12 protein-coding genes are annotated in these 15,166 nt (G+C 46.9%); 1 reads left to right on the top strand and 11 read right to left on the bottom strand.

The window, feature by feature from the left end; translation table 11 throughout:
- Nucleotides 1-164: 164 nt before the first annotated feature.
- The 3 genes from ydiJ to EX191_RS07770 are packed head-to-tail and all read right to left on the bottom strand — an operon-like array spanning nucleotide 165 to nucleotide 5,089.
- Entirely contained in the window at nucleotides 165-3,212 is a 3,048-nt protein-coding gene (ydiJ, locus tag EX191_RS07780) for a D-2-hydroxyglutarate dehydrogenase YdiJ (RefSeq protein WP_193447490.1), read from the bottom strand.
- A gap of 55 nt (nucleotides 3,213-3,267) precedes the next feature.
- Nucleotides 3,268-4,137, bottom strand: a complete 870-nt coding sequence (locus EX191_RS07775; RefSeq protein ID WP_167427602.1) for an amidohydrolase family protein — start codon at nucleotides 4,135-4,137, stop codon at nucleotides 3,268-3,270.
- 58 nt (nucleotides 4,138-4,195) lie between these two features.
- Nucleotides 4,196-5,089, bottom strand: a complete 894-nt coding sequence (locus EX191_RS07770; RefSeq protein WP_005375755.1) for an alpha/beta hydrolase — start codon at nucleotides 5,087-5,089, stop codon at nucleotides 4,196-4,198.
- Between the two features lie 154 nt (nucleotides 5,090-5,243).
- Here EX191_RS07770 and EX191_RS07765 point away from each other — a divergent pair, with 154 nt between their 5' ends.
- Nucleotides 5,244-6,200, top strand: coding sequence for a GlxA family transcriptional regulator (locus EX191_RS07765; protein WP_005375751.1), 957 nt, complete (start codon nucleotides 5,244-5,246; stop codon nucleotides 6,198-6,200).
- 37 nt (nucleotides 6,201-6,237) lie between these two features.
- Here EX191_RS07765 and EX191_RS07760 read toward each other — a convergent pair whose 3' ends face one another.
- The 8 genes from EX191_RS07760 to EX191_RS07725 form a co-directional block, all read right to left on the bottom strand.
- Entirely contained in the window at nucleotides 6,238-7,584 is a 1,347-nt protein-coding gene (locus tag EX191_RS07760; protein WP_167427603.1) for an MmgE/PrpD family protein, read from the bottom strand.
- Between the two features lie 17 nt (nucleotides 7,585-7,601).
- Nucleotides 7,602-8,438, bottom strand: coding sequence for a nitrilase-related carbon-nitrogen hydrolase (locus tag EX191_RS07755; RefSeq protein WP_193447489.1), 837 nt, complete (start codon nucleotides 8,436-8,438; stop codon nucleotides 7,602-7,604).
- Nucleotides 8,439-8,442: 4 nt separating this feature from the next.
- Nucleotides 8,443-9,324 (bottom strand): glycine betaine ABC transporter substrate-binding protein, encoded by an 882-nt coding sequence (locus tag EX191_RS07750; RefSeq protein ID WP_046873659.1) that lies wholly within the window; start codon nucleotides 9,322-9,324, stop codon nucleotides 8,443-8,445.
- Between the two features lie 35 nt (nucleotides 9,325-9,359).
- Nucleotides 9,360-10,094, bottom strand: a complete 735-nt coding sequence (locus EX191_RS07745; RefSeq protein WP_046873660.1) for an ABC transporter permease — start codon at nucleotides 10,092-10,094, stop codon at nucleotides 9,360-9,362.
- Nucleotides 10,091-11,260, bottom strand: a complete 1,170-nt coding sequence (locus EX191_RS07740; protein ID WP_048625214.1) for an ABC transporter ATP-binding protein — start codon at nucleotides 11,258-11,260, stop codon at nucleotides 10,091-10,093. Before EX191_RS07740 ends, EX191_RS07745 begins: the two co-directional genes overlap by 4 nt.
- Nucleotides 11,261-11,287: 27 nt before the next feature.
- Nucleotides 11,288-11,887 carry an ABC transporter permease gene (locus tag EX191_RS07735; protein WP_012842483.1) on the bottom strand — a complete coding sequence of 200 codons (600 nt, stop codon included), beginning with the start codon at nucleotides 11,885-11,887 and terminating at the stop codon, nucleotides 11,288-11,290.
- Nucleotides 11,888-12,177: 290 nt separating this feature from the next.
- Nucleotides 12,178-13,491 carry a methyl-accepting chemotaxis protein gene (locus EX191_RS07730; protein WP_006742423.1) on the bottom strand — a complete coding sequence of 438 codons (1,314 nt, stop codon included), beginning with the start codon at nucleotides 13,489-13,491 and terminating at the stop codon, nucleotides 12,178-12,180.
- Between the two features lie 354 nt (nucleotides 13,492-13,845).
- Nucleotides 13,846-15,039 carry an acetate/propionate family kinase gene (locus tag EX191_RS07725; protein WP_104970111.1) on the bottom strand — a complete coding sequence of 398 codons (1,194 nt, stop codon included), beginning with the start codon at nucleotides 15,037-15,039 and terminating at the stop codon, nucleotides 13,846-13,848.
- Nucleotides 15,040-15,166: the final 127 nt, after the last annotated feature.

The raw sequence follows: 15,166 nt of genomic DNA, 5'->3' as shown, positions 1-15,166 counted from the left end.
CTGCGCTGTTGTATCAATTTGAAAGGAGTTTCTGTCGAGCGGAAGTGAAAGCCCGATTCTCTCCTGTGTTGTTGTTAAGCAGATTGAAGTTCTGCGGTCGGATACATTAAAGGCAGGCAAAGTCTTAAGGCAAGCGTTTTCGTATACTAAATTGCCTAAGCATCTTATGCATTAAACAAACTGGCTAAAACTTGGACCGGATGTCGAACTACCTCTCCTTCAAAACGCTTAACTTGACTGCGACAGGAATACCCCGTTGCTAACACACGCTCAGTGGGCAGGTTCTTTATATTCGGTTTCCAACTCAGCTGATAAATAGCTTCAGACGTACTTTTCTTATCCACTTCATGGCCGAATGTCCCCGCCATACCGCAACATCCCGTAGGTATCACATGCAGCTTTAAGCCAAAGTAATGAAAAATAGACTGCCAAGATTTCTCAGTCTCCGGTATTTTGGTCTTTTCTGTGCAATGCGCCATCAAATACCAAGGCTCTTCGTCTGATACAATTACTGGCGGCCATTCATTGAGTGTATCCACCAGCCACTCATGAGCCGTATAAACTGTAAATTCGCCCCGCTTTTCTTTTAGAGCCTGACGGTATTCATCACGATAACAAAGCACTAAGGCTGCATCGATACCGATCATAGGAATTTCAAGCTCAGCAACTTGTTTGAGAAAATCCGAGGTGTTTTGTGCATTTCTGGCAAATGCCTTAAGGAAACCTTTTACATGTTGAGCTTTCCCATTGGGTTTGAAAGGCAGAACAACAGGGTGTTTCCCTAACCGCTGCAATAACTGAATAAAGTCCGCAACCAACTCGGCTTCATAAAAGCTGGTAAATGGATCTTGAACAATCAAGACGTAATTTTGCTTCACTTCTGGGGAAAGCGATTCTAGATACGCAAAGTCGAACGGGCTCACGCCAAGTGCCTGACATCGACTTTGCAACGTAGGGATCGATAGCACTGGCGAATCAACAAAACCGATGGATGTCTCTAATACCTGCGTAACAGGCCTACTAGATGCAATTCGATTAACCAGCTTGGGGGCTTTTGCCATAATCGGCAGCAGTTGCTCAATATTCGACACCAGATAGTCGCGCAGAGGTCTGCGATAACGCGAGTGATAGACGTGTAAAAAACGCGCTCTAAAATCAGGTACATCAACTTTAACAGGGCACTGACTCACACACGCTTTGCACGCTAGACAACCGCTCATCACCTCATAAACTTCATGCGATAGGTCATCAGATGCGGGGCGAGATATCAGTTGACTCAGCTTCTGAGCCAAAAGCTTAACCGATAACGTTTGATTGAGAAGTTGCTGTTCGTTAGCGAGCAAATCGAAGCCACTGTCATTAAGGCGACGCAGCCATTCACGCATTATCCCCGCCCTCCCTTTCGGAGAGTGGCGACGATCGGCTGTTACTTTAAATGATGGACACATTGGGCTATCAGCATCGTAATTAAAACACAGCCCATTGCCATTGCAAGACAGCACGGGCTTAAGCGACTCTCGGACTTCTACGGGGATCTGACGATCATAGTAGCCACGCTTAGTCGCTGTGACTTTTACCATTTCAGCATCGCTATTCAGTGGCGTGCAAATCTTCCCCGGGTTCATTTTATTGTCGGGGTCAAATGCCGCTTTAATACGCCTTAATTCAGTAAAGAGCTCATCACCAAAGAAGGCTGGTCCATATTCTGAGCGATATCCTTTACCGTGCTCTCCCCACATTAAACCATTGCATTTTGCCACCAATGCGACCACATCATCGGACAGTTGATGCATCAACGCTTCTTGTTCGGGGTCACACATATCGAGCGCTGGACGCACGTGAAGAACGCCTGCATCCACATGCCCAAACATGCCATAATGCAGGTTATTGCGGTCTAGCAACGTACGAAATTCCGCGATAAAGTCCGCCAAATTTTCAGGCGGTACACAGGTATCTTCCGCGAATGCAATCGGCTTTGCCTGACCTTTGGTCGCGCCAAGCAGCCCAACCGCTTTCTTGCGCATACCATAAATGGCTTGGATGTCTTGGGGTTCACGACAGACTTGATAACCTATGATACCACTGCGTCGGTGAGCCATTTCTTTATCGAGAATTGAAAGTAAGCGTTCAACTTTATCCTCAATATCATCGTCGTGACTGCCTGCGAACTCGACAAAGTTAATCCCTTGCATCTCTTTGCCCCGCACATCTGAGATCGCATGTTTTACCGAGTGCCAGACAATGTCTTCTCTTGCAAGATTAAGCACCTTTGCATCAACCGTCTCTACCGATAGCGCCTCTGCTTCGACCATCAAGGGAGCATTTCGCAATGCAGAATCAAAGCTATCGTATTTAACGTTCACTAACCGTCGCGTGGTAGGTATTCGCGTAAGATTGAGCTTGGCTTCAGTGATAAAAGCTAACGTACCTTCAGAGCCACATAATATTCTCGTGACGTCAAACTCTTCACTCTTGTCGTTGATGGCATTTTTTAGGTCATAACCAGTAAGAAATCGGTTCAGAGGAGGAAACTTATCCAGAGTCTGTTGACGCTTGTCTCGACAAACTTCCTCCGTAATTTTTAACGCTCGCGATACTGCATCACTGTTTAACCATTTGTTTTGTTGAATTGCTTCGGTATCGAGCACCGAACCATCCGCCAATACGGCTTTGAGCGCCAACACATGATCCGAGGTTTTACCATACTGCAAAGAGCCTTGGCCTGATGCATCGGTATTAATCATCCCACCTAATGTTGCGCGGTTGCTGGTCGACAGATCTGGCGAGAAGAAATAACCATAAGGGCGAACGATGTCGTTGAGTTGATCTTTGACTATCCCTGTTTCCACTCTCACCCAGCCTTCCTGCTCGTTAATCTCTAACACTCGATTCATGTAGCGAGACAGGTCAACCACAATCCCCGAGTTCAATGATTGTCCGTTGGTGCCCGTTCCGCCTCCTCTGGGCGAAAAGGTCAGGTGCTTAAATTCATCACGTGCACTGACCTTGCCAAGTATTACCACATCATGATGGTTGGCAGGAAAGACGACCGACAACGGAAGTTGCTGGTAGACGCTGTTGTCAGTCGCCATACTCAATCGAGTGGTATAGCGAGCATCAGTATCCCCCTTGAAACCAAGCTGTTTAAGGGTGTTAAAGAACTTGATAACCACAGGATCAGAGGAAACCTGTAGCGGAAGTGCAGGAAGCATAATTTGAATCGGTGCCTTACGGTTGTCTTTTTAGGTTCGTAACATGAATGCGGAGTTAAAAGTGGTAGAGGCGCTTGGGGTTATCGACCAGAATCTTGCCAAACAGTGTCGTATCTTGCGTCCAGTGCCACAAGGTATCTAATAGCTGGCCATCATTTGGCATCTCAGCAGCAAAACATGGATGAGGCCAATCCGAGCCCCAGACGCATTGCTCTTCATTCGCTTCTAACAAAGCTTGAGCAAACGAAGAAACGTCATCATAAGGCGGAGATTGAAGCGACAAACGATACGGCGCCGACAATTTTGTCCACACTTTCCCTTCGGCCTTAAGCTTCAATAAGGTTTGAAAACCAGGATGAGAAATCAGCTTGTTTGTTGGCATATGTCCAAGATGATCAATCACTACGGGCACGGGTAAAGCCCTTAATCGGCGATATAAGTCATCAAACTGCGAAACATCAATTAAGCATTGAAGGTGCCAGTGTCGCTCTGCAAGGCGAGCCGCTAAACGTTCAACATCTCGCCACTCAATACCACCTTTAAACAGCAAATTCATCCGCACCCCACAAAATCCGGCTTCTTGTAGCTCATCCAGCGTTTGCTCGGACACATCCGCATCCACGACCGCGACGCCTTTGTAGTCGTAACCTTGCTGGCGTAAATACCGTAATGTATCAAGATGCAACTGGTTGTCATTGCCATACACACTCGGCTGAACCAGCACGCCATGACGGATGCCTAATTGCTGGTGCAAATGCAGGTACGCGCCGACGCTGGCATCAGGTGGTGTGTAGGTTCGCGTTTCACAGTACGGATAACGTGAAGAAAAAACGTGGGCGTGACAATCAACCGCGCCTTCAGGAATCGCGATTGTTGGTTTATTTACAAATGGGTCAGCCGCTTCACAAAATGGAATTATGCTCATCGAAAATCATCCTGTCAGAAAGGTAGAGGTGCCATCAACGAAAGCACCTCTTAAAGACTTAACTGAAGTTCTCACTCAACCAGTTCGCGATCACGCCAGAGAACTGAATAAACTTAGGATCGTCGTCCAACATCCACTCGGTGTGACCACCTTCCGGCAGTAAGAATAGAGATTTCGGCCCAGGGTATTTCGCGTACAGCGACTTGGCTTCGGTCACTGGGTGAAGGTCGTTTTCAGCACCGTGCGCAATCAAGATTGGCGCGTCTGCAAATCGCTCATCCAGTAGAGCTTCCGGTTTGAAATTGATGAGAGAATCCGCAAAATCCAGATCAGATGTCACTCCGTAGCCCGGCGCTTTGACCAGTTCAGTGAATACATATTCGCGGCTTACTGGATCAAGCGGGTAGATTTCAAATGGATCAATCCCCTGCTTTTCTCCACCAAGAGCAAGACGTGTACGCTCTTCTAACATAAATTGACGGAACGCTTTCCAGCCGTGCTCGCCACGTTGAGCAACCTGAACACGTACCGCATCATAAAAGCCGTTCATGGAGATAAGTCCATCAATCGCATCTTGGCAAACTCGGTAAGCATCAAGAATTAATCCCCCCGCCATGCCCCAGCCAGCCAGTACGACTTTGCGGCCTTCCTCGTCAGCGCGCTGTTTCACAACCGCAACCGCATTAGCGATGTCGCGTACTTGTTCATCCAGGATAACTCGCTCACGAATACCCTCAGATTCGCCAAAGCCACGGTAGTCAAATCCGAATACCGTAAAGCCCTTCGCAGTTAAGGCTCTCGCGTAACGCTCTGGGTGAATATTTTTTTGCCCAGTAAAGCCTGAGCAGACAATAACGATCGGTAAGTCTGGGTTGTTAACGTTCTCGTCAGTAAAGAAAGCGCCATCAAGGCGTAGACCATCACTAATTACTGGGGCTTTTTGTTCAATCATAATTATCTCGTCCAAATGAATGTGTATGCTCGACAAAGAACTCCTTGTCTTAAGTCACATCATGTTCGAATTTTGATAGCAATAATTTAACAATTGCGACATTCTTATCCAGAAATACGACATAGATGAACTGCCCACTTGGTGACCACAGAGAATGAAAACGACACACACGTATCGCATTGGTTTTTTCCTTATTCCTGATTTTTCGATGCTCTCTTTTTCGGCAGTTATCGAACCTCTTCGAATGGCAAATCGCCTCGCTGGTTGCGATTTGTATCAGTGGGATATTTATGGATTCGAAGATAAAGAAGTGTCGGCCAGTAATGGCGTTTCATTCTCGCCAACGCAGTCAGTCAACAACATTGCTCATTTAGACTTACTGCTGGTTGTAGCGGGTATTGGCGCCCACGTTGCTGCCGCGAGTGGCTCGGTGAATCAGTGGTTAAAACAGGCGCTTCGTCAAGGCATCGCCGTGGGCTCGACTTCGACAGGCAGCGTGTTGCTAGCAAAAGCTGGCCTGTTAAAAAACAAAACGTGTACCGTGCATTGGGAGTCCGCCAACAGCCTGGCAGAGGAGTTTCCAAACATTAACGTGACCAGTGAGTTGTACGAATTCGACCCACGCACACCAACTTGTTCGGGCGGCTTAGCCGGTTTGGATATGATGCTTCATTTAATTACAAACCAACATGGGAGCGACTTGGCGAATCAAGTGGCTGAGCAATGCATTCACCCTGCGATTCGACCGGCGCATGATAAACAGCGGATGTCGTTAATCCGTAAACACAACATCCGCCACCCGCGCCTGCTCGACGCTGTAGAGATCATGGAAGCCAACATGGAAGAGCCGCTAAAGTGCTATGAAATTGGCGAACAAGTAGGATTATCGGTCAGGCAGATGGAAAGATTATTTTTGCAATACTTGCAAGACAAACCAGGTAATTACTACCTTCAATTGCGCTTAGAACGTGCTCAACATTTGTTGTTGCAAACCATGCTGTCCATTACTCAAATCAGCACCGCTTGTGGGTTCAGTTCTACATCGTATTTTGCGCGCTGCTACAAGAAACGCTATGAAAAAACGCCGCGTGAAGAGCGACGTTTAGCTTAAGATTGAGTAAAAGAAAAGAAGTTCGATCTCTTCGATCTCATCGTGATGTGTCAGACGGCTTATCAGACAAAGTGCCTTGGTAAAGCAGTGATAGCCAAGCAAGTACCTGCTCTTTACTGGCTTTATCAAGTTGCAAACAGCCCTCTTCTATCGCTGACACGCGCGAAGCGGACAATTCTTTCTCTGCCAAAGTGCGAAACTTACCTTGCATCTCGTCTCGACTGAGAGGATTTTCAGGATTACCTCGCGCAATACAGGGAGGCGAAGTCAGTTTGTCGCCATTTTTCAACGTCACCACGACATGCGCCCAGCGTTCGGCTGGAAACTTATCATTGTAAGCAGGCTCTTCAATTAACTTCATCCGCTCCGTAATTGCCAAGCGAGCAGGATCTTTCAGTCCTTTGGTAACGGCTTCTACCGTGACCGTATTATCCATGACCACACTCGCGACTGAAAATGGCAAACTGTACTGAGCCTGCTCGGTTGTCTCAGGGCGCTTGGTATGCAGGCACACCGCCTGGTGAAAGCTGTGAACTTCGATAAGTTCAATCTCATCAGGTTTTAGTTTATTTTCTTGTTGCAGTGCTCTCACCGCTTCAACCGCAGGTTGAGCCCAACGACAAACCGGATACGGTTTAAAGTATTGCTCCAGAATATACCAGCGCTGCCCTAAATCTGCCCACAAAGCGTGAGTTTGTTGGTCCAGCAGAGTCACGGCTGGCGCGCCAGTAAATCCTTCTTCTGCCAGCTCTGCACTGGCAAAGCCCGCCATTGCTCCCCAGCCAGAGCCGTCTTTGAGCATGGTTGGATGTTCAATACAACGCATCATTTGGCTGCGTGGACCATAAAACTCAGCAATGCCGAGCGCATGCTCTGTTTGTGCCTCCGTTAATTCTTTTCTTCTTGCAGATACTGCGGCGACGCCCAGCGCATTCCAAGCACCAGAAGTATGGTAGTCACAAGCGGTTTGATGCAGCGCGATTCCGGCGCGAGTTGCTATTTCGTAGCCAATGACGAGGGACGTTAATAACTCTTCTCCCGTAACTGCTGACTCATGCATACTGGCGAGCAGCCCCGGCAAAACAGCAACGCCTACATGGCCTTTCGTCAGGACTTGGCCGTCGTGCGCGTCCATACTGTCAATCAACATGCCGCCATATAGAGTCGCCCCACAACCACTAGCCGTGTGATCAGAAAACAGCATCGGCGTATCACCGGCAAACTGCTTCTGCGCGAGTTTGGCTACCATGTTTTGCAGCTGCGTCGCTTTACCAGCTGCGGCGACACCTAACAAATCCAAGACGCAATATTTCGCTTGTTCAATAACGTCAGCGGGAAGCTGTTCAAAGGTTAATTCGTGAATAAATCGATGAATAGATTGCATCGTCTACTGCTCCAGTTTTAGCGTTTTGCCTTCGACAATAGTGTTGTGATCAATGGTGTATTGCTGTCTCGCATGGTAGGCAGCTCGAATCTGGCTTTATCAATATCGTCCAATGACAAGGTTGCAGTTATCAAGGTTTCACCGTCTTCTGCCTGCGCCAATAGCTCACCCGTTGCAGACAAAATACAGCTTCCTCCCCAAAACCACGCTTCGCCCTCAGGCCCGTAACGGTTGGCCATCAAAACTGGAGTTCCGTAGAGCACCGCATAAAATTTAACGTTAACTAACCAGTTGTCTTCATTGGAAAAATCTTTACTGACAATACTGCTGGCCGAGTTGATCGGCGCAAGCAAGATTTCAGGCTTATCGAGTAATGCGCAATGAACCAAAGGTGGATTCCATAAATCGGCACAAATTAAAACCGAGCCTCGCCAATTATCATCAAGACAAACACTGGTGGTGGCATCTCCCGAATGAAACCACTTGCCCTCTTCAAGCCCACCATAGGTTGGTAAATTGATTTTGCGATGCACAGCAACCACCGTACCACCGAGCAACCAAGCCATAGCGTTGTAGTATTCTCCCGGAGCGGCCTGTTCAACAAAGCCGACAATCACGGACATGTGCGGTGCAAGTTGCGCAAGCTCTTTAAGCCGAGCATCATCACGCTTCATGGCAACTTCACGCACAGAAGATTGGAGCTGGTATCCGGTCAAGGAGAGTTCAGGAAACAGCAATAGCTGCGACCCCAACGCCGCAGCTTGCTTTATGTAATCCTGATGAGTATTAAGATTGGCATTCACATCGCCTAACTGGGCGTTGATTTGGGCCACACTGACTTGCAGGATAATCATGGTATTACCCCAAGTTATGCTCAGATAGGAACTGGCTTGCGACTTCTGAGATCGAACGTCGCTCCACATCAACTTGTTGATTCAAAGTCGACATCGTATCGCCATCGATCGCCGCAGAAAGCGCGTTCATTTGCTCGGCAAGCTCTGGGTTCGCATCTAGCGTTTCTTGACGAACCACAGGTGTGATCGCGTAATCAGGGAAGAACTGTTTGTCATCCGTTAAAACGGTAAAACCGAATGCTTTGATACGACCATCTGTTGCAAATACAAGCGCAGCATCGACTTCTTTCCCTTTTAGCGCATCATAAGTTAACCCCGTATCCATACGTTTCACTTGGTCTCTTGAAGCTTTAAATTTGTAGGTTTTCTGTAAAGGTCGGAAGCCATCTTTTCGTGCATAGAATTCCGCATTCAAAGCAATGGTCATTGGCGGGTCTTGGCGCATTTGCTCGGCGAAGTCGGATAAGGTTGAGATGCCACGTTGTTTCGCATCGTCACTGCGCATAGCGAGCGCGTAGGTGTTGTTCGCTTTTGAAGGGTTAAGCCAAACTAGGCCTTTCTTGGCATCCAGTTCCTTAACGCGTTGATACACTTGCTCTGCTGGGAGCTTGTCTTTGACTTTGTTGTAAATGATCAGTGATGTGCCCGTGTATTCCCAATAAAGATCAATCTGGCCGTTTTCTTGCGCTTTACGCAAAACCGCACTGCCCATGCCCGAACGTTTATCAACGTCGTAGCCTTTTTTGGTTAAATATTGAGACGTGATCTCCGTTAAAAGCTGTTGTTCTGTAAAGTTTTTACCACCTACGACGATTTCCGCAGATGCGTGAAAACTTGAAAGCAGTACACCAACGGCCAGCAAGCGGCGAGTAATTTGCTTCAACATGTTTGACTCCTGTCTGTGTTCAATTTTTAGGATTGTTATTGTCTAGCTCTAATAGGGTTACAGCCTTTAGGTACAGTGACATAGGAAACGGCTCCTACCACACTGTCGATAGCGATAGCCAGCATCGCTGTAGGAATAGCGCCTGCCAGCATCATGATGGGTTCATCCAGATCAATACCGGTAAAAATGAGCTCCCCTAACCCACCACCACCAATTAAGAAGGCCAGTGGAACGGTGCCCACGTTGACAGCTAACGCCGTGCGGATACCGGCAAAAATGACGAACAGCGCATTAGGAATTTCAACCTGAAACAACATTTGTAACTCGGTCATACCAATGCCTGACGCCGCTTCTTTTAAATGAGCGGGCACTTCTTTCAGTCCAATATAGGTGTTTCTGACAATCGGTAACAACGAGGCAATCGTCAGCCCAAATACCGCTGGCACGGTGCCAATGCCAAGAAAGCTCATTGCCAGCGCAAGAATGGCTAAAGTAGGAATCGTGGTCCCCACATTCAAAATCTGCATCGCCGATTCTGCGACTTTCTGAAAACGGGGACGGCTGAGCAATACGCCGACGGGAATCGCGATTAGGATCGCCAATCCACCAGACAGCAGCACCAGTTCAATGTGCTGAACCGTCAAATAAACAATGTCTTCTTGGTAGTAGAGGAAATCATCGATCGTACCCGCGCCTTGTAAATAAATACCCAACGCAAAGACACACGCTAATAAAACGAAATAGTAGGTTTGTTTGAGCTGATTGGTCACGATGCCTCCTTAGCCTGATGCAATGGCTGTGGCTCACTAAGAGAGGTATCGCGCTGATAAGTTGCGCCTAGATAATGGGTAATGCCGCGCTGTGTGACTTCGCCCACTAAGCGGCCATTCTCGTCAACACACGGCATCCAAACAATGTCGTGCGTGAACATCTTCGACGCGACTTTACGCAGATCATCCGTGGTTCGGGCGATTGTTTTCAGGCCGACATAATGTTCACCGCAGTACCCCTTCATATTGATTGCGGTAGCTTTTGGCACATAACCGATAGGTTGGTGTTGGTCATTCACTAATATCACGGCGTCGCGATACCCATACGCGTCAATTTTGGTTAGGGCGTCGGCAAGCGTATCGTTAGGTTTCACGTACGCAAAAGTGGTCTGCATGACGGATTCAGCTGTAACTAAGCGAAGACGTTTAAGTGCGCGATCATCTCCGACAAAGTTTTTCACGAAATCATCTTTCGGGTGTGCGAGCAAATCGTCAGGCGTATCGTACTGAACCAGGTGACCATCACGGAAAATCGCAATTCTATCGGCCATTTTGACCGCTTCATCAATGTCATGACTGACAAACATGATGGTCTTGTTGAGCTCTTGCTGCATTTTAAGGAACTCATCCTGGATTACTTCACGGTTGATCGGGTCAATCGCGCCAAAAGGTTCATCCATCAGCATAACGGGAGGATCCGCAGCTAGCGCTCGGGCAACACCAATTCGTTGCTGCTGTCCGCCAGACAACTCATTTGGATAACGATTAAGGAAGACACTAGGATCAAGAGCCACCATCTCCAATAGCTCTTTTGCACGCGTCATGTACCTTGCCTTATCCCATCCTAATAACTTGGGAACCACCGCGATGTTTTCGCCGATCGTCATGTTGGGAAATAAGCCAATTTGCTGAATAACATAGCCAATGTTGCGGCGCAGAGTAACCGTATCCATCCCAGAAGTATCTTCACCACCAAGGTAGATCTTGCCCGATGTCGCGGGAATAATTCGGTTGACCATTTTCAGCGTGGTGGTTTTGCCACAACCGGATGGGCCAAGTAACACACATATTTCACCACTGGGAACTTCCATCTCAATGTGATCTGCGGCAGTCACCGGGCCATTAGGCGTTTCAAAAATTTTGGTTAGCTTGTCAATTTTGATCATTTGAATGTCCCTATTATTTGTCCTTTATCAAGCAGCGGTTAGGCCCGGTGGCGTTAATCTTTTTTGTAGTCGAATCAATCCGTAATCCGCGATGATAGCCAGAAGGCTGACGGCGATGGCACCAACGATCAGTTGTCGAGGATCACTTTGCGATATGCCACGGCTGATAAACACGCCCAACCCTCCTGCTCCGATATACGCGGCGATCGCCATAACGCCAATATTCATTACTACTGCCGTTCTCACACCCGCCATAATCACCGGAATCGCCAACGGAATTTCCACCATTTTCAAACGCTGAAAAGGCGTCATCCCGATGCCTCGAGCTGCCTCTCGGAGTGACGGTTCTACGTTGTGAATGGCGGTATAAGTGTTGCGAATAATAGGCAGCTGAGAATAAAGCAGTACGGTAATCACGGCGGGCACGTAGCCAATCCCATGACCAATGGTCGATAAGAGAGGAATCATCAAACCAAACAGTGCGATTGAAGGAATGGTGATAATGATGGACGCTACGTAAAGCACCACTTTCGCAACGCGCTCATTTTGTGTGATAAGAATGCCGATAGGTACGCCAGTTAAGATGGCAAGCCCAACAGCCAGAGCGACCAAAGAGATGTGCTCCATGGTAAGCGTACCTAGCAGCGCTAAGTTATCTATGGTGAAATTTAGTAAGTCCAAGTAGGTCTCCCCCAACTGTGATTCGCAACCAAGTTAACAGGAGATTAAATTACGCTACTTTTTATTAACAGTGTTGTAAAATAGCGACACGTTAAGATAGAAATACGAAATATTAAGGAGGGAAATAATTGGCTTTCTCATCACCAAAAAAAGCGCTTTATTGGCGATGAGCAGCAGTAGTAAACAAGTTGATTATATCGGAACTGAAAAAAGCCATTGATAGCATGAAGAACCAACTACAATGAGCGGTTAAATTGCTCCACAGCCTCTACGACACGGCTAGCGCCATCTTGTATTTCGTTCATCACATTCCCCGCTTTTTCTGAAAGTTCTAGCGTATCTAGTGCTTCTTTTTGACATTTGGCGATCAGTTGGACAGCATTATCGGTTCGCTCTAAGTTTTCAGTTACCATTGTGACAATTTCATCAGTGGTCGCATTGGTTCTTGTGGCAAGCTGTCTCACCTCGTCAGCCACCACGGCAAAGCCTCTACCATGCTCACCCGCGCGAGCTGCTTCTATCGCCGCATTTAACGCTAGTAAGTTAGTTTGGTCTGCAATGCCACTGATGCTATTAACCAGTTCACTAATGCGTGATGAGTGCGCTTTGAGCTCGTCAATGGCCGTATTCGCTTGCTGCATCTGGTCAGACAGTGTTTGCACCTTTTCTAGCGTCGAACCTATCACTTGCTGACCTTGCAGTGTTTGTGTTCCGGTCTCTTGAGAAACTTCATTAGCCAATTGCGCAGCCTGAGCCATTTGCTGCTCTTGCATCACCTGCTGGGTGATGTCGGTCGCGAACTTGACGACCTTGTAGAGCTCTCCTCTATCGTTATGGATAGGATTATAGGAGGCTTCTAACCATACTTCTTCACCGTAACGGTTAACTCGCTTAAATCGGTCTGAAGCAAACTGTCCTTTTGCCAAACGTTGCCAGAACTCGCGATAAGCTTCAGAACCAGCCTCTTCCTGATCGCAGAACATACGATGATGCTTCCCTTTAATTTGATCCAGTGTATAACCCATCGTACTAAGGAAATTATCATTGGCCTTTAATACATTACCATCTAACGTGAACTCAATAACCGCCATAGAACGGCTCAACGCATTCAGCATGTCCTCTTGCTCACGCGATGCTTTGATCGTTCGCGTAAGCTCAGAAGCAAACACAAAAAAGCTTTCGACTTCTTGATGTTCGTTTAAAACAGGCTGGATAACCGTTCGTAACCACGCTTCTTCGCCGTTGCCTTTAAGTACTTGCATCGCGCCATTCCAAAAGACTTTTTCCTGAACGGCTCTCTTCATTCGATGAAAGTGATCTGTATTGCGCGAATTTGACGGTACCAACTCGGTAATCGGTTTCGCTAAAATATCCGCATCAGCGAAAAAGAGTTGTTGGTGAAGTTTTGTATTTACAGAGGTAATGCAGCCTTTCTTATCCAGCGTTAAGCGAAGCATTTCTTCATCTAAACTGTGTTGGATTTGCTGCAAGCGTTGCAGATCCTGCTTTAATCGTTGGTTTTCTTGCTGAAGCGACTTATTAAAAAACATAACTTTCTCTCATTTGACTAATCTTCGAACTAGTCAACGGTTTATTATTTATATGCCCAATAGCCTGCAAAGATACGATTTCGTTTGATCGTTCTTCAAACGCAACTCCTGTCTCCGAGCTGAGACACCTACATGACATAAGGCTATTTTTCTTTGGTATGACTTAAGCGCAGTATACTGAAATTTCTTCACCGCCCAAGTTGTTTATATATTTATCAATATTAAGGCAATTGGCAGCTATTAGAGATCCGTATTAATGCGGATAGTTGTATGGAGAAAGGATGTATTTGGATCAAAAAAAGCCCTTTCCAAAAAGGAAAGGGCTTTGACTTAGTTCCCAAAATTTTTGCCGTTTTACAGCAGTTCCACCGACTGTTGAGCGATTACCCACTCTTCATTGGTAGGAATAACTAGTGCTTTCGCACCGAGCAACTCAGATGTTGCGATAACACCTGCGTTGCCAAATCTTGCATCTTCGTTGCCTTTCTCATCTTCAACAAAACCTAGCAGTTTTAGGTTTTTCAAGATTTCACGACGAATTGGTAGTGAGTTTTCACCAATACCACCAGTGAAGATGATGCCGTCTAATGAATCCAGAGCAGCTAGGTAAGAAGTAATGTATTTCGCAACACGGTAAGTGAAGATTTCAAATGCCAACTTCGCACGTGTGTTACCCGCTTCCATGGCTTCTAGTACACCACGTGCGTCACTTGTTACACCGGATACACCTAAGAAGCCTGACTTCTTGTTCATCATCTCGAACACTTCGTCTTTTTCCCAACCTTTACGGAAAAGGAACTCGATAACACTTGGGTCGAGGTCACCACAACGAGTGCCCATCATTAGGCCAGCTAGCGGCGTCAAACCCATACTTGTATCAACACATTCGCCATTTTTAACCGCACTCACTGATGCACCATTACCTAAGTGCACGGTGATAAAGCTGCTTTCTTCAACCGGTTTATCTAGCATTTTCGCTGCTTCACGGCTTACGTAGTAGTGGCTTGTGCCGTGAGCACCGTAACGACGCACTTTATGCTCCTCGTAAAGCTCGTAAGGAAGCGCGTACATAAACGCTTTGGCAGGCATTGTTTGGTGGAAAGCAGTATCAAACACAGCGAATTGAGGCAGTGAAGGGAATGCTGCCATTGCTGCTCGCATGCCTTCTGCATTCGCTTTGTTATGAAGTGGCGCTAGCTCAGCAAGACGCTCAACTTCTTGAATAACTTTTTCATCGACTTTTACTGTGCCTTTAAAGGTTTCGCCACCAGCAACAATGCGGTGGCCTACAGCTACAAATTTTGAGCTCAAACCCAAAGTCTCGAGTAGTTTTACCACTCGCTCAACAGCGTACTGATGATGGTTACCGCCAGCAGGAATTGCTTCAACGGTTTTTTCTCCCTGATATTTCCAACTGATTTCAGCTTCAGGTAGGCCAAAACACTCACCAATACCTGATACCAAAGCTTCACCGGTTTCAGAATCAATAACAGCAAATTTTAATGAAGAGCTACCAGAGTTGATCACCAGTACAAACGAATTAGACATGAAATAGTTATCCTGTTGTAGAGCAGAGGTTGTAATAGCGCTTGTGCGCTGCGTACTTCTTGTTTGCCCCTCTATTATTCAATAATTTTTTAATCTTTCAACAATCTTTTAGTAAAAGCGATTTGAT

The organism is Vibrio chemaguriensis (assembly GCF_012275705.1).
GTDB classification, from domain to species: domain Bacteria; phylum Pseudomonadota; class Gammaproteobacteria; order Enterobacterales; family Vibrionaceae; genus Vibrio; species Vibrio diabolicus.
The sequence above is the reverse complement of the archived record's forward strand: the minus strand, read 5'-3'. Positions and strand labels throughout refer to the sequence as shown.